Below are 16,026 nucleotides of genomic sequence, written 5' to 3'. Positions count from 1 at the left end.
CTGGAGATATCCTTTAACAGAGTTTCAGCAACGTAACGTTTTACCGTCTTTGTCAAACAGGTGAATGTGTTCAAACGCAATCGACAAAGAAATAGCTTCATGGCATTCAGGTATATGGGAGTCGGTGTTTATTTTTACCAACAGCAAAGGATCGACTCCGGGACATTGAACATGCAAGAATGCTGAATCCCCAAGATTCTCTACCAGCGAAACGTGGCCTCTAAGATGGCATTCGCTGCTATTCTCCTCCACGACTGCCAGGTGTTCCGGGCGAATACCCAACTTTATTTGTTGATGCCCGGTACAATCAAACCTGGCCTTGGCAATCTTGATAGGGAAATCATTCCCCAGCTCAAGATGCCATGCATCATCTTTTTCTGCGTTTACTCTGGTTGTGAGAATATTCATTCTTGGGGTTCCCAGAAAAGTCGCAACAAATTCGGTAGCAGGACGTTGATAGAGTGCGACAGGGGAACCAACCTGTTCGATGTATCCTTTATTGAAGACCACAATCCTATCGCCCAAGGTCATGGCTTCCACTTGGTCGTGGGTGACATAGATCATGGTCGTGCCCAATTTCTGATGCAAGCGCGCCAACTCTGTGCGCATTTTTCCTCTCAGCGACGCGTCCAGATTAGAAAGCGGCTCATCAAACAGAAAGACCTCCGGCTCACGGACGATGGCTCGGCCAATCGCTACCCGCTGCCGCTGTCCACCGGAAAGCTCTGCCGGTTTGCGCTTCAGCAAATGGGCCAATTGCAGGGTTTCTGCCACCTTATTAACTTTAATGGCGATCTCTTTCTTGGATGTTTTATTGAACAGTAAGGAAAAACCCATGTTTTCCTCTACCGTCAGGTGTGGATAGAGCGCGTAAGATTGGAATACCATCGCGACTCCCCGTTTTGCGGCTTCAAGCTTGTTCGCCAGCTTGTCGCCAATATGAACCTCACCCGCAGTAATATCCTCCAGCCCCGCAATCATCCGCAGCAACGTTGACTTACCACAGCCGGAAGGGCCAACAAAAACGACAAACTCCCCTTTGTTAATTTTTAGATTAACGTTATGGATGACTTGATTTCCATCAGGATAAATTTTCTTCACATCGTTCAATATTACACTCGACATTCTCTTGATCTCTTTCACCAACCTCAATGAGGTTGTAATAAAGTGAGGACCTGTTCAGGCAACCAAGCTAACCCAAACATTCATTTAACCTTTCAGTCCAGTCGCGGCGAGAAAACCTGAAGCAACCCTCTTTTGGAAGATCACATAAATAATCGCAACTGGCATACCGCCAATCAGCGCCGATGCCATATTCTGTGCATATCTGACGCCATAGCTATCATTCAATTGGGTCAAGCCAATCGGGATCGTCATATTCTCGGTAGAGCTGATCACCAGGAATGGCCAGAGGAAATTATTCCATGCACCAATAAAGGTAATAATCGCCATGGCATAAATAATATTCTTCGACAGTGGAATATAGACTTTCAATAACACCTGGATTTCGCTGGCCCCATCCAGGATTGCCGCTTCACGAAAATCTTTGGAAACCTGATCAAAGAAGCGTTTGAAGACAAAAAGCACCATAGGCGAGACGATCTGCGGCAGAATGATCCCGCCAAGCGAGTCAACCAACCCCATATGGTAAATCTGTCGAAACAGTGGGATGACCAACGCCTCAAAGGGAAAAATAATCCCGAACATGCAGCTCCAGAAAAGCAGATTGGCGCCCCGGAATCTGACTTGCGAAAAGCTATAGGCCGCCAGCACGGTAATCAGCAAAGTCACGCCGGTGATCGCTAAAGAAGTGACAACGCTGTTTATGAAGAAGGTCGGTAAGCTTCCGAAGGTCAACACATTGACGAACGCTTCAACGGTGGAAGGATCGGGCAGCCATTGTAACCCGGAGACAGTTTGTGCCTCTGAACGCAATGCCGTACTGAACGCCCACAACAGCGGGCTGCTCCAGAGAAAACACAGCAGCAGAGTCAATATCACGGCCAGCAGAGAAACTCAGCTTTATATTCATCTTAACTCCGACGATTGATAAAACGGCTAAGCAAAGATTGCAGTAACAGGATCAGCAAAATAATGAGTACGAAAGTCACCGCGATGGCAGAAGCATAACCGGCATTTTGATTAACAAATCCCGTTTCATACATGTAGTGGAGCACGACTTTTGTACTGTCAAATGGCCCTCCTCCTGTAAGCAGGTAGGTCTGACCAAATATTTTTAACGATGCAACCAATTGCAAACCAAAGACCATCAGGGTAACCGGACGTAGTTGCCGCCAGGTAATGTAGCGAAATGTTCCCCAGCGGGTCGCGCCATCCAATCCCGCGGCTTCATAAAGATCTTGAGGGATATTTTTTAATGCGGCGAGGAACAGTAATACGTTGAAACCCACCGTCCACCAGATGGTGGCAAGTGCCACCATCGGCATGGCAAAGTCAGGATCGTTAAACCACGCGACCTGGGTACCAGCAACCAGGTTCACCACGCCAAAAGTTGGATGTAACATCCAACTGGAGATCATAGCCATCACGGCGATCGGCAAGATATTAGGAATGAAAAAAATAGCCTGCACCGTACTGGCAAAGTAGCTCAAGCGGTTGATCAACATTGCCATGACCAACCCTAGAGCCGTGAGTGGAACCACCGTCAGCAGCGAGAAGTACCCCGTATGCAACATCGCAGACCAAAAACCAGGATCCTGCAACAGTTCAACATAGTTAGCTAACCCAACATAGCCGTGAGTTTCTGTTAAGCCGCTATCGGTAAAGCTGAGCTGCAATGTCTGCAGTGCAGGCAATACAAAAAAGAGCACGAATGCAAGTAAAAATGGCATTAACATCATCCAGGGTATCAACGTCTTACCTGCATTGGCCGAGATTGTTTTTTGTCCGTATTGGTTATACATACCTGAGTACCACCGTTTAAAAAAACTGCTGCTTATAACCCGCTGGCTGTCGCCACACAGTGTATTAGCGAGCGGGGCGGTTCATAAATTTACCCGCATCGCGCTCAAACATTTGCAGGGCCTTTTCGGGCGCAAGCTGGCCTGTCAACGCGGCTGGAAAGTACTTGGAAGCGGCGGCTTGTAGAGGACCGGCAGCGCCACTGTACCAACCATCGGGCTCATAGATAATGTGGCTTGCTGTTGCAGTGGCATAGTCATTCACCAGTGGCATCGCTTTAAATGTTTCGGTGCTCACCGCTGGCTCAAAAGCAGGAATATGGCCACCTTCAGCCCAGGTCAGCGCATGCTCGTTGACATAGGTAGCAAACTTCACGATGCCGAGCATCTTCTCTGCCGTGATCGGCTTCCCTTTGTTATTTGGAATGGCGATAGCATGCGAGTCAGCCCAGACGGCTGGGTTGCCATTAAAGAAGGCAGGAAGCGGAGCAACGCCAATATCCAGAGCTTGCTGCTTGTTATTCATCTTATCCATGACCGAAGGGATCTCCCACACACCGTTAAGCATGAAGGCGGAATGCCCGGTCAAGAATTCAGTCGTTGAGGAGGAGTAATCCAGTCCCTTGGTGGCATAACCCTGTAAGTACCAACTTGCCATGGCGTCCATCGCTTTTCTGCCGGCTTCACCGAAGACGAACTGGTTGTTCTGGATAGTTTGCGCACCTTGCTGGCGAATCATTGATAACCATAACCGATAAGGCATGTAGGACATGGGAGAGGTTTCCATGCTAAGCCCTGCGGCACCGGTTTGTTTGACACTCTCGAGTGCCGTGTTGAACTGTTCTAAAGAGTCAATCGGTTTAAGCTTGCCCTGCTCATCCAAAAGACCGGCTTTACGGACAATATCCTTGTTGTAATAGAGAACGAGCGCATGGGTATCTATCGGTAGGGCATAACTTTTACCTTCGACGGTACTCTGCTGCCAAAGCAATGGGAAAATTTTGTTAGAGTCATAGCGAGCACCTTTTAATGCTGCTTCTGTGATGGGTTCCAAGCCATTAGTTTGTGTAAAACCGGAAATCTTGGACAAATGAATAGTCGCCATATCTGGGCCACTGCCCAGCGATGAAGCTGTTTTCAGTTTAGTGTAGAAAGGCTCCCCCCAATTCAATACCGTTGTTTCTATTTTATATTCGTCCTGGCTGGCATTGAAACCTTCAACCAAGGTTTTCATTCGTGCGCCATCACCGCCATTAAGCAATGTCCAGTATTGGAGCGTAGTCTGTGCCATCGCGATTGGGGATAATATTGTCCCCATAGTCAACAATAACAAAATTTTTGACTTGTTCATTTTTCATGATCCTTTTATTAATTCAGTAAAGTAAATGCATCTATTTGACTGATAGGGATTGGGAAAAACAGCTGGTGATTACCACCAGGCTTCCCACATTGCCCCAACATTTAACGCATTCAGTCTGGTATCATCATTATTAAGAATGCTTTTGTTGCGCTTATTATCGACCTCACCAGCAGTGACATAGAAACGCAACATAGGTCGGAAGCTTGGCCCCATACCAATCGAGATGTTTTGTGAAAGGGTCGCTTTCCAACCTGAATTCCTGCCACCTTCTGAATAATCCACGATCTGATACCCTGTTTCAAACCAGGTGGAATGAACATCATTCCAAAAATACATAGGGCGTAGAATAATCCCGTAATTAGTTCTGTTATCTTTTCCATTACCTTCAATATGGAAATCATGATAGGCCAGTAAATACTCAACAGAGGCTTTCTTAGAGAAATTAACATTGCCTTCTGCGCTGGCAAAAATAGTCGTCAGGTCTTCTGTTTTCCAATAAACGCTGTTATCGGCACGATCACTGTAACGCATTATTAACCGGTTATAACCGTGTTCCCAACCGCGCCCAAGCACCAGCGCACTCTGCCAGGCATTCAACCTTTTGTCTTTATCAACCGCTTTAGAATCAAAACCGTAGTTACCATATAACTCAAGATCGGCAATCCCCAAATCGATGTTATACAGCTTCGACGTCAATGCGTAATGCCCGCTATCGCCAACACCACCGCCCCCTGTACAGGTAACTCGTGAAGGATTGGGGTTGTTGTTATCGCTTATCAGCCGTGGATCACACCATTCCACCGCACTGACCACCCCTAACTCCAGTTTGGTCGAGCCTAATTCAAGGTTCTTGATACCAGCGCCTTGACCATCATAATTCATCACCATGTAGTCATTAATGCCCTGTTGCAAGCGTTGGTGAAAATCGCGCCCCGCCCAGAGATAAGCATTAGGCTGGGAATCAAGTACCTGTGTCACGCCAGCATAACTTTTCTTCAGATTGACCTCATCTCCCCAGTGGTCAATCATTACGTTCACATCCCAGATAGCTCCCTGCTCGCTACGGAAAAATTTGGTAAGCTGGAATTCCCCCCCGTTACCTTCATTACCTAAACGCCCTAGCGATGAAGCACCATTAAAAGAACCATCAACACCCACATATTTCAAATCATCCGCCTGATAATGGGCCCCATAGCGCGCATAGCCGGAGAACACTAATCTATTAGGATCTTCTTTATCTGATTTTTTTTCTGACTCCGGCTGAACTTTAAGATCGGAAACTTCGCCATAAACCGGCTTCTCTTCTACAGCCTTTTTCTCAGCCATTGCCGCTTCCAGCTTCTCTTGCCTTTCATTAAGGGCTTTCTCAACGGCAGCGGCAACGATTTTGTTCAGTTCACTGCGCGAGACCATATCATCGCTCGCTGCGATGGCACTAACGGAAAACAAAGCTGTGGCAGCCAGCGGTAATACTTTCAAAGAGGCCATGAGATATCCTTTCTATTTGGTTATTTCCGTTGCCAAGTTACAAGGCACGGTGGGAAGTGGGCCATTTGCTCGTTCCTGAGCCTTATCCTGTATGCTGGCCCGGTTCGAAGATGCCCTACGGTTTTATCGTCCAGAAAAGCCATCGATTGATTTCAATGGCTGGAACTGGCTCTCTAACGGTTTACTGGGTATGAACTATTTTGGATATGGTTAAGGTGGTGGTCATTATCCAACTCGTGGATGCAAACCCACTTTACTCAGGCGAGCGACAAGCTCCACTTCCGCCTTGCGGAAAGGAATACCATGTTCGTCAAAAACGTCATGGAACCAGAGATGAGCGTAATCTTCACGTTTCTGCAGCACGACAGGCCATGGCATAAAGGTTTGGGTTTTGCCGCGTACCAGCCCCCACTGATAGGGGACGACGTTGCAGGCATGCATCAGTGGGAGTTGTTCTTCAAAGTTGCTGCCGACATGGCGTGCCAACCATTCGGTGCAGAATATAGGGCGATCGAACTGCTCCATATAGCGTAACACTCGAACCATTTTGGATGTGGCTATGTAGGCATGGAAACTGACCACATCTGACAACTTGAGAGCGGCCTGATCGATCGGATGCTGAAACATCTCTTCATCGGGCTGATCCTCGTCCAGCGGCAGGTGCCATGCACCCACGGTCAAGGGCTGTGTCGGGTTTTCCTCTCGTGCCCAACCGAATGCAAGCACCATCAGCTCCAAGGCGAATTTTTCCAGCTTCTCGTGATACAGCGTTTCTGTTATTCCGGTGGCAAAGGTGCCACGATTGCCCGGCTCGTTGTATACGTCCCATACCACAATGCGTTTGTCATTGCGGAACGTCCGCACAATATCGCGGATATAACCTTCAATTTCCGGCCAGGTACTCGGGTCGCAAACTTTATCTCGTCCGGGGCTGGCTGCCGCCTGGCTATTATGCTTACCTGGAATCGGTGCCTTTTGAGGGCCAAGGTAAGGTTCATCGCCTGAAAAACTGCAGTCATCCATCAACGTCAACATGACTCGGATGCCTTGTTTTTCAGCTATCCCGAGGAAAGTATCAATACGCGATAACAGCCCAATCCGGTCATGCTGCCAGACGATAAAAGGCAGGTTGATGCGCAAGGTGTTGTAACCGACCTGCGCCGCCCAGCTCAGCTCTTCATCAATAATAGAGGCATTGAACGTTTCAGCCTGCCAGATATCTGTCCAGTTCACCGCTGAACGTGGCAGGTAATTAAAACCGCACATCCATCCCTGTTGCCGATACCAATCATTTGCCTGCTCTTTACTCCACTGTTGGTGCATAACCACTCCTATCCTACGATCACTACAGTAATTAATATTATTAGCTAATATTTATTAGCAATGGTGGTGGACGGCAAGCCTATGATGGTGAAATTGTATGCATGGTCACACTTCTGTTATTCCCCGCCGGTGAAATGTGACGACAAACTCACTGTGATATAGTGCGAACAGATAGGCAGAAGATGATGGATGCAATGGAAAAGAAAAATAAAATCACCATGAATGATATTGCACGCGAAGCGGGTGTATCACAGGCTACGGTGTCGCTTATTCTAAACAATGCACAGAGCATCAAGCTTAGTGATGAGACACGTTCACGGGTTATCAACACGGCACAAAGGCTGGGTTATAAAAAGATCCCTTCACCACATAAAGTGGAAGGGCAAGAAGAAATTGCGATTATTATCAATTCGATGCCAAGCTATGATCCTTTTGTTGATGCACTCAGTCAGGCGCGTGATGAGGCGTGGCGCAACGACGTACTGTTGACGATTTACGATTACGGTGATGATGTTGATTTAGCGCTGCGCATTATCCGGCAGCTTGAACAGCGCCGTTGTGCCGGGATCGTTCTTGCTTCCCCAATTACCCGAGGTATCGATTTTTCGCTTTTCGATCATTGCACCACACTGCCTCTGGTATTGTTAAACGTTTATGACCATGCCTATCCACTTCAATCAACCTTCTTACCAGACGACTACGCCAACGCGCTGCAGGTTACGCGCCATCTTATTCATCAAGGCGCAAGGCGCATCGCGCATATCATGGGGGACGACTGGATGGATGCCTCTCACCATCGTCTCGCTGGGTATAAAGCGGCTTTGGAACATGCAGGTATCCCATTTGATGACGCACTAGTGATAAAAACTAACTGGCGCCTCGATGAAACACATCAAGCAACCTATCAGGTAATGCACCGTGCTTCTCGGCCGGATGCGATTTTTTGCTCAAGTGACTGGATGACGTTGGGGTGTTATCAGGCTTTAGCAGAGATGGAAGTGAAGGTGCCACAGGATATTCTGGTCGCAGGATATGACGATCAGCGAATTGCTGAACAACTCATGCCCAAGCTGACCAGTGTGCAGTTACCGTACACAGAATTGGGCCGTATGGCCGTGGAATACCTCTGCCAAGGGGAATGCACCACGACACATGTCAGGATGGCGGGGAAATTACAAATCCGTGGTTCGACAATACGGTAACTCATTTAGATGCGCAAAAATAAATGGTTGTTCCACGTTAGCGGGGCAAGTCAAAAAAGTTGCTGTGTTACTTGTTGGGCAGCCAACAGATAAAGTTTCTCCATGGGTCACTGCTCATAGTCCTATTGAAATGGCAGAGAAGATTGATGAACTGGATGCAAATTATGATCGTTCCCGTGGCTGGACCGACTGGTTTCAGGATGGCAATGATCTGGTGCTCGGTGAATCGGATCTTACGCATAGCGAATTCCTCAGGTGGACATAATTACTCATCACCCATTGACTTTAAACACAGCTGTTCTCCCTATGAGAGAGGGAATTGATTAGCCTTAACTGGCAAGCATTACCCCATTACCTGCTGCTTTACCTTTGATTGCCCCTTGCCTGCCGTTTGAAAATCACTCATCACGGTTAATCAATAAGCAACTGACTGATATGCCAACAAGCTGAAGGTATTTTTCCGCCCGCCCGTTTTGATTTACCGTATAATTCCCCACGGTGAGTTTGGTTAATGAGGTAGCAGTGGAACAACTTTCGGGATTGTTGCGGCAGTTACGCCAGCAGCTTGAGCAGGATTTTCCCTCTGCAGCCGGAATGCGGCAGATAACATTACCGATTCCCGATCGTCTGGCCGCTATGTTGCTGGAATGGCTGGCAGCACAGACGCAGTTTCCGCAGTTTTACTGGCGCCACCGCGAAGCACAGCAAGAGGCTGCGGTATGCGGTGCGGTCAGGCAGTTTTCGCACCCTTTGCAGGCGCAGGCGTTTTTGCATGCCTATCCTTGTGCCCGCCTTTGGGGGCTTAACGCTTTCGATGACAGTGCATTGCTGCTGTTGCCACGTGTGGAGATCCTGAGCCGCAGCGGCAAGGGGCAACTGACGCTGAATCTGTTCTCTGAATCTTCACTGCGTGAAGACGCCGTAACCGCAGGCCGTTGGCTTGATGAACTGCGGGTAGCGAAACCGATCGCGGCACTGCAGGTAAAGGTAAAATCGGTGCTGCACCAGCCTGAGCGCCCAGCCTGGGATGCGATGTTGCATGACGCGCTGGAGGCGATCGAAAATCAACAACTGGATAAAGTGGTATTGGCGCGCAGCACGTTGCTGACGCTGGCAAACCCGCTGTTTGCGCCTGCGCTGATGGCCGCCAGCCGCAAGGTTAACCATCGCTGTTACCATTTTATGATGCGTTTCGATGCGCACTCGGCGTTTCTAGGCTCCAGCCCGGAAAGGTTATATCTGCGCGAAGGGCAGCACCTGCTGACTGAAGCATTGGCGGGTACCGTTGCCAGTCACACGGATGAGCGGCAGGCGCGCGCGTTGGCGCAATGGTTGCTGCAGGATGCCAAGAACCGGCAGGAAAACCTGCTGGTGGTTGATGATATCTGCCAGCGTCTGCAAGGTGGTGCCAGTGCGGTAGACGTTCTGCCCCCCGAAGTGGTGCGTTTGCGCAAGGTGCAACACCTGCGGCGGCAGATTGAAGGGCAACTGAACCGTGGTGACGACGCCGACTGCCTGCAAAGGCTGCAGCCGACCGCTGCGGTGGCCGGGTTGCCACGCCAGGCTGCGCGTGACTTTATCCGCCAGCATGAGCCTTTTTCTCGCCATTGGTACGCCGGATCGGCCGGTTATCTCTCTATTGCGCAATCCGAGTTTTGCGTGGCATTGCGATCTACCCAGATCGACGGGGCGCAGGTGCAACTGTATGCCGGTGCCGGGATTGTCAGCGGTTCGGATCCGGCGCAGGAATGGCAGGAAATCGAAAATAAAGTGGCCGGCTTGCGGACGCTTCTGCAGCCTGAAGGCGGCTTTTGAGCTTTCCTCCATCGGAATTGATTTGTGCCAGGTAAGCCCGCCGCCGTGAATGATGGCGTTTTTGCGCCAGCGCAAAAGCCGCAAAGATGATTGCTTATATAATTCAGAGTTATGGTCCCTAGAGCGATACTTCTTATTAGTTATCCTCAGTGCATAACCTCTGTTTACTGACTCGTGAGCGAATTATGTCGACAAGTGTTTTTAATCGCCGGTGGGCGGCTTTGCTGCTGGAAGCGTTAGCCCGCCATGGGGTGCGGCATGTCTGTATCGCTCCGGGATCGCGCTCCACGCCATTAACGCTGGCCGCCGCTGCGCACCGCTCTTTTACCTGCCATACCCATTTTGATGAGCGCGGGCTGGGCCATTTGGCGCTTGGTCTGGCAAAAGCCACGCGTGAACCGGTGGCGGTGATCGTCACTTCTGGCACCGCGGCGGCCAATCTCTATCCTTCGCTGATTGAAGCTGGGCTGACTGGTGAACGGCTGGTGTTTCTCACCGCCGATCGGCCACCTGAGTTGATTGACTGTGGCGCTAATCAGGCGATTCGCCAGCAAGGCCTCTATGCCAGCCACCCAACGCTGAGTATTGATTTGCCCCGCCCCAGCCCGGATATTCCCGCCCGTTGGCTGGTTTCCACCCTCGACAGCGCCATGGCGCGTCTGCTGCATGGCGCGTTGCATATCAACTGCCCGTTTGCCGAACCGCTGTACGGTGGCGATGAACAACAGTATGCCGAATGGTCGGCGGCGTTGGGGGATTGGTGGCAAAGCAGCCAGCCTTGGTTGCGAGAAGAAGATGCGCGTCAGGTATGGCAACAGCCGGATTGGGGCTCCTGGCGGCAAAAGCCTGGTGTGGTGCTTGCCGGGCGAATCAGTGCTGAAGAGGGGGTTCAGTTAGCCGAATGGGCCGCTATGTTAGGGTGGCCATTGATTGGTGACGTACTTTCACAAACCGGCCAACCGCTGCCCTGTGCCGACCTGTGGCTGGCGCAGCCGCAGGCGCGTCAACTGCTGGAAAAGGCGCAACTGGTGGTGCAGTTTGGCAGCAGCCTGACCGGCAAACGTCTGTTGCAATGGCAGGAGCATTGCCAGCCAGAGGAATATTGGCTGATTGATTCCCTGCCGGGGCGGCTCGATCCGGCGCACCATCGTGGCCGTCGTATTCGCGCCAGCGTAGGCGAGTGGCTCGATCTGCACCCGGCACAAAACGTTACTCCGTGGGCCGCAGACCTGGCACTACTGGCACAAGAGGCTTTTGACAGCGCGTCTGAGTATTTGGATGACCGTTTCGGCGAGGCGCAATTGGCTCACCGATTGCCGGAATTATTGCCGGAAAACGGCCAGCTGTTTCTTGGCAATAGCCTGATTGTGCGCTTGATCGACGCGCTGGCGCAGCTACCGGCCGGTTATCCGGTGTTCAGCAATCGCGGGGCGAGCGGTATTGATGGGTTGATTTCCACCGCCGCGGGCGTGCAGCGAGCCACTGCTAAACCGACGCTGGCGGTAGTCGGCGATCTTTCTGCCTTATATGACCTGAATGCGCTGGCGTTGCTGCGCCACTGCTCGGCACCGACGGTGCTGATCGTGGTGAATAATAACGGCGGCCAGATCTTCTCGTTGTTACCCACGCCGGAACTGGAGCGTCAGCGTTTTTACTGCATGCCGCAGAACGTGGATTTCAGCCATGCGGCGGCGATGTTCCAGCTTCATTACGCCTGCCCGGAGAATTGGGCACAGTTGCAACAGGCGGTGGCGCAAGGCTGGCACCACAACGGGGCGACATTAATTGAACTGCAGGTGCCACCGAGCGATGGCGCAGAGACGTTACAACATCTGGTACAACACAGGGCGGTGAACTGATGCTGGCTTCACGTGTTTTACAACGGGGCGAGAGTCATCGCCCGTGGTTGGTCTGGTTGCATGGCCTGCTGGGCAACAATAATGAGTGGCGGGTTATCGCCTCACGTTTTGAGCCGTGGTCCTCGCTGGCGATCGATCTGCCCGGCCATGGTGATTCTGCCGCTCAACCCTGCAAGGATTTTGCCGATATCAGTCAGCAAATCACCGCCACGCTGCAGCAGCACCAGATTACCCGTTACTGGCTGGTGGGCTATTCGCTCGGTGGCCGGATTGCCATGTATCACGCTTGCTACGGTGAACACCAGGGGCTGCAAGGGATAGTGATCGAAGGCGGCAACCCTGGGCTGGAAAGTGAAGAGCTGCGTGCCCAGCGGCGGGCGCATGATGCCAACTGGGCCCGCCGTTTCCGCTCGGAACCGATCGCCCAGGTGCTGCTGGATTGGTATCAGCAACCGATATTTGACGATCTGAGCGCGGTACACCGTGAAGCGCTGATCGCAGCCCGTTCAGCCAATGTTGGTGCGGCAGTGGCCGACATGCTGGAGGCCACATCGCTCGGGCGGCAGCCGTGGCTGGTGCCACAATTACAACGTTTGACGTTGCCGATGCGAGTGCTATGCGGCGTTGATGATCACAAATTTCAAATGCTGGCGCGTGAGGCCGGCCTGCCGCTGCGTACCGTGCCACAGGCCGGACATAATGCACATTTAGCGAACCCGGCGGATTTCGCTGCCGCGTTACATGAATTTCTTGCCAATGAAGGAACCGAATATGCTGTATCCCAATGAAGAACAACTGTATGCCGCCATTGATTGGCAGGATTGCTCCGGCGATTTCGAGGACATCCTGTACCACAAGTCCAGTGACGGCATTGCCAAAATCACCATCAACCGCCCACAGGTGCGTAACGCTTTCCGCCCGCATACGGTGAAAGAGATGATCGACGCGCTGGCGAACGCGCGTTATGACGATGGGATTGGCACTATCATTCTTACCGGTGCCGGTGATAAAGCCTTCTGTTCCGGTGGCGATCAGAAAGTGCGCGGCGACTACGGCGGCTATCGTGACGACAGCGGCGTGCATCACCTGAACGTGCTGGACTTCCAGCGCCAGATCCGCACCTGCCCGAAGCCGGTGGTGGCGATGGTGGCTGGCTATTCAATTGGCGGCGGCCACGTGCTGCATATGATGTGCGATCTGACCATTGCCGCCGATAATGCCATCTTCGGCCAGACCGGGCCGAAGGTCGGTTCCTTTGACGGTGGCTGGGGGGCTTCTTATATGGCGCGCATCGTCGGCCAGAAAAAAGCCCGTGAGATCTGGTTCCTGTGCCGCCAGTACGACGCCGCAGCCGCCTTGGATATGGGCCTGGTCAATACCGTGGTGCCACTGGCGGATCTGGAAAAAGAAACCGTGCGTTGGTGCCGTGAGATGCTGCAAAACAGCCCGATGGCCCTGCGCTGCCTGAAGGCGGCACTGAATGCCGACTGTGACGGCCAGGCCGGGTTACAGGAACTGGCGGGTAACGCCACCATGCTGTTTTATATGACCGACGAAGGCCAGGAGGGGCGCAACGCATTTAATGAAAAACGCCAGCCAGACTTCAGCAAATTCAAGCGTAATCCGTAATGACCGCGCTAACCCGTAACGCAACGCTTTATCGTTACTGTGTGCCGATGGAGGCGGGCGTAGTGCTGCGTCATCAGCGCTTAAAAACCCGTGATGGTTTGCTGATCCATCTGCAACAGGGGGAACAGCAGGGCTGGGGAGAGATCGCACCACTGCCGGAGTTCAGCCAGGAAACGCTTGAGCAGGCGCAGCAGGCCACCTTGGGGTGGCTGCAGGCGTGGGTTGCGGGTGAGAACAGGGCTGCTAACGAACTGCCTTCGGTGGCTTTTGGCACCAGCTGCGCGTTGGCTGAATTAGCAGGGCAGTTGCCGCAGCAGGCTGACTATCGCAAGGCTCCGCTTTGTACCGGCGATCCCGACGAGCTGTTTGACGTGTTGAATGCTTTGCCGGGCGAGAAAGTGGCCAAGGTAAAAGTGGGCCTGTATGAGGCAGTGCGCGATGGCATGGTGGTCAACGTGCTGTTGGAAGCCTTGCCGGATCTCCAACTGCGGCTGGACGCCAACCGTAGCTGGACGCGCGCCAAAGCCGACGGCTTTGCCAAGTATGTCAACCCGGCCTGGCGCGATCGCATCGCGTTTCTGGAAGAACCTTGCAAAACCCGTGAGGAGTCACGGGATTTTGCGCAGGCGACCGGTATCGCTATCGCCTGGGACGAGAGCGTGCGTGAAGCGGATTTTGTGGTGCAGGCCGAGCCGGGCGTAGCCGCCATCGTGATCAAACCAACTCTTGTGGGGAGCCTGCAGCGCTGCCGTGAACTGGTCGAACAGGCGCATCAGGCCGGGCTGGTGGCAGTGATCAGTTCCAGCATTGAATCCAGCCTGGGGTTGACGCAGTTGGCGCGTATTGCCCACTGGCTGACGCCGGATACCGTGCCGGGGCTGGATACCTTGAACCTGATGCAGGCGCAATTGCTGCGCGGTTGGCCGGAAAGCACGCTGCCGTTGCTGGATACGGATGCGTTGGAGTGCGTATGGCACAGCTAAACGACTGGCCGTGGTGCCATTGGGCGGCGCAGCGCCCGCAGGCTACCGCGGTGATTGTTGAACATCAGCCGATAAGTTGGTTGGAGCTGCAACGGCAGGTTGAACAGTTGGCAGCGGATTTTCAGCATCAAGGGGTGTTGCCAGGCAGTGGCGTAGCGCTGTGCGGTAAAAACAGTTATCCGTTGCTGTTGGCTTACTTGGCGCTGCTGCAGTGCGGAGCACGTTTGCTGCCGATCAACCCGGCGTTGCCTGCCTCGATGCTGGCAGCGTTGCTGCCGGATCTGGACATTGCTTTTGCTTTTAGCCCCGATGAATTGCCTGAGTTATCTTCTGCCATTATCCGTCTATCGCCCCCGGCGGTGGCAGAATGTCAGCTGCAATGCCTGCCGTGGGATGCACAACGTCTGGCAACCTTGACGCTGACTTCCGGTTCCAGCGGCCTGCCAAAAGCGGCAGCCCACAGCTATGCCGGGCACCTTGCCAGTGCCGAAGGGGTGTTGCATCTGATGGATTTTCAGCCGCAGGATTGCTGGTTACTTTCTCTGCCGCTGTTCCATGTTTCTGGGCAAGGGATTGTCTGGCGCTGGCTGGCGGTGGGGGCGCAGTTGGTGGTGCGTGACATGCAGCCGTTGGCCGACGCGCTGGCCGGGTGCACTCATGCCTCATTGGTGCCGACCCAGTTGTGGCGTTTATTGTCCGAGCCGATGACTGAACATGCGTTGAAAGAGGTGCTGCTCGGCGGGGCGATGATCCCGGTTTCGCTCACCCAGCAGGCTGAAGCGATGGGGATCCGCTGCTGGTGTGGTTACGGTTTGACCGAGTTGGCCTCCACGGTGTGCGCCAAGCGTGCCGATGAACGGCCGGGCGTGGGCTTGCCGCTGCATGGCCGTGAGATACGGCTGGTGGATCAGGAAGTATGGATCCGTTCGCCAAGCCTGGCTCTGGGGTATTGGCATCAGGGGGCGCTATTGCCGATCGCTGATGAGCAGGGCTGGTTCCACACGCGCGATCGCGGTGCGATGGAGCAGTGTGAGCTGCGGATTATCGGGCGGCTGGATAATCTGTTCTTCAGCGGTGGCGAAGGGGTGCAACCCGAAGATGTCGAGCGCGTGCTGGCGGCGCATCCGCAGATCCTGCAGGTGTTTATCGTGCCGGTTGACGATCCTGAATTTGGTCAGCGGCCAGCGGCGGTGATCGACTGCGAGGGCGCGTTGACGTTGGAGGCTTTGCTGGCATGGGCGGACGGCAAGCTGGCGAATTTCCAGCGGCCTATCGCGCTATTTGCTTTGCCTGACGCGCTGAAAACCGGCGGTATCAAGATCTCACGCCGTCGCCTGCGGCAGTGGGTTGCTGGGCAGTTGCAGGCTTGTTGAGCATAATGCTGAAATATCTATACACTAAGTAAAAGCATGTGATATTACCGATGTTCGTAGGAATGAGGGGCAA

Annotated in this window: 13 protein-coding genes; 7 read left to right on the top strand and 6 right to left on the bottom strand. The window is 52.8% G+C overall.

Annotation, left to right across the window (positions count from 1 at the left end):
- Positions 1-24: 24 nt before the first annotated feature.
- The 6 genes from WG891_RS05010 to WG891_RS04985 all read right to left on the bottom strand — a co-directional run bounded on the left by WG891_RS05010 (position 25) and on the right by WG891_RS04985 (position 7,092).
- Positions 25-1,125, bottom strand: coding sequence for an ABC transporter ATP-binding protein (locus tag WG891_RS05010; RefSeq protein ID WP_443006032.1), 1,101 nt, complete (start codon positions 1,123-1,125; stop codon positions 25-27).
- A gap of 84 nt (positions 1,126-1,209) precedes the next feature.
- A complete protein-coding gene (locus WG891_RS05005; RefSeq protein ID WP_337261755.1) occupies positions 1,210-1,995 on the bottom strand; it encodes a carbohydrate ABC transporter permease in 786 nt (261 codons plus the stop codon).
- Between the two features lie 38 nt (positions 1,996-2,033).
- Positions 2,034-2,924, bottom strand: a complete 891-nt coding sequence (locus tag WG891_RS05000) for a carbohydrate ABC transporter permease (RefSeq protein ID WP_337261754.1) — start codon at positions 2,922-2,924, stop codon at positions 2,034-2,036.
- A 64-nt stretch (positions 2,925-2,988) separates the two neighbouring features.
- Complete coding sequence (locus tag WG891_RS04995) at positions 2,989-4,272, bottom strand: extracellular solute-binding protein (RefSeq protein ID WP_337261753.1); 1,284 nt, start codon at positions 4,270-4,272, stop codon at positions 2,989-2,991.
- A gap of 78 nt (positions 4,273-4,350) precedes the next feature.
- Positions 4,351-5,769 (bottom strand): carbohydrate porin, encoded by a 1,419-nt coding sequence (locus WG891_RS04990; protein WP_337261752.1) that lies wholly within the window; start codon positions 5,767-5,769, stop codon positions 4,351-4,353.
- A gap of 225 nt (positions 5,770-5,994) precedes the next feature.
- Positions 5,995-7,092: a cellulase family glycosylhydrolase gene (locus WG891_RS04985; protein WP_076942037.1), complete on the bottom strand. Its 1,098-nt coding sequence runs from the start codon at positions 7,090-7,092 to the stop codon at positions 5,995-5,997.
- 194 nt (positions 7,093-7,286) lie between these two features.
- Between WG891_RS04985 and WG891_RS04980 the strand changes: the two genes are divergently transcribed.
- The 7 genes from WG891_RS04980 to menE all read left to right on the top strand — a co-directional run bounded on the left by WG891_RS04980 (position 7,287) and on the right by menE (position 15,953).
- Positions 7,287-8,294, top strand: coding sequence for a LacI family DNA-binding transcriptional regulator (locus WG891_RS04980; RefSeq protein ID WP_076942081.1), 1,008 nt, complete (start codon positions 7,287-7,289; stop codon positions 8,292-8,294).
- Positions 8,295-8,816: 522 nt separating this feature from the next.
- Positions 8,817-10,109: an isochorismate synthase MenF gene (gene menF / locus WG891_RS04975; protein ID WP_337261751.1), complete on the top strand. Its 1,293-nt coding sequence runs from the start codon at positions 8,817-8,819 to the stop codon at positions 10,107-10,109.
- A gap of 185 nt (positions 10,110-10,294) precedes the next feature.
- Positions 10,295-11,968 (top strand): 2-succinyl-5-enolpyruvyl-6-hydroxy-3-cyclohexene-1-carboxylic-acid synthase, encoded by a 1,674-nt coding sequence (gene menD / locus WG891_RS04970; protein ID WP_337261750.1) that lies wholly within the window; start codon positions 10,295-10,297, stop codon positions 11,966-11,968.
- Positions 11,968-12,756, top strand: a complete 789-nt coding sequence (gene menH, locus WG891_RS04965; RefSeq protein WP_076941559.1) for a 2-succinyl-6-hydroxy-2,4-cyclohexadiene-1-carboxylate synthase — start codon at positions 11,968-11,970, stop codon at positions 12,754-12,756. Before menD ends, menH begins: the two co-directional genes overlap by 1 nt.
- The gene (menB, locus tag WG891_RS04960; RefSeq protein WP_076941558.1) at positions 12,740-13,597 is read left to right on the top strand and encodes a 1,4-dihydroxy-2-naphthoyl-CoA synthase; all 858 of its coding nucleotides are present in this window, start codon (positions 12,740-12,742) and stop codon (positions 13,595-13,597) included. Before menH ends, menB begins: the two co-directional genes overlap by 17 nt.
- Positions 13,597-14,580 carry an o-succinylbenzoate synthase gene (gene menC / locus WG891_RS04955; protein ID WP_337261749.1) on the top strand — a complete coding sequence of 328 codons (984 nt, stop codon included), beginning with the start codon at positions 13,597-13,599 and terminating at the stop codon, positions 14,578-14,580. The genes menB and menC overlap by 1 nt, the downstream gene beginning before the upstream one ends.
- Positions 14,568-15,953 (top strand): o-succinylbenzoate--CoA ligase, encoded by a 1,386-nt coding sequence (gene menE / locus WG891_RS04950; RefSeq protein ID WP_337261748.1) that lies wholly within the window; start codon positions 14,568-14,570, stop codon positions 15,951-15,953. Before menC ends, menE begins: the two co-directional genes overlap by 13 nt.
- Positions 15,954-16,026: the final 73 nt, after the last annotated feature.

It is taken from the genome of Serratia sp. MMO-28, assembly GCF_037199905.1.
Lineage (GTDB): Bacteria > Pseudomonadota > Gammaproteobacteria > Enterobacterales > Enterobacteriaceae > Chania > Chania oryzae.
This window is presented reverse-complemented; position numbering and strand designations above follow the sequence as displayed.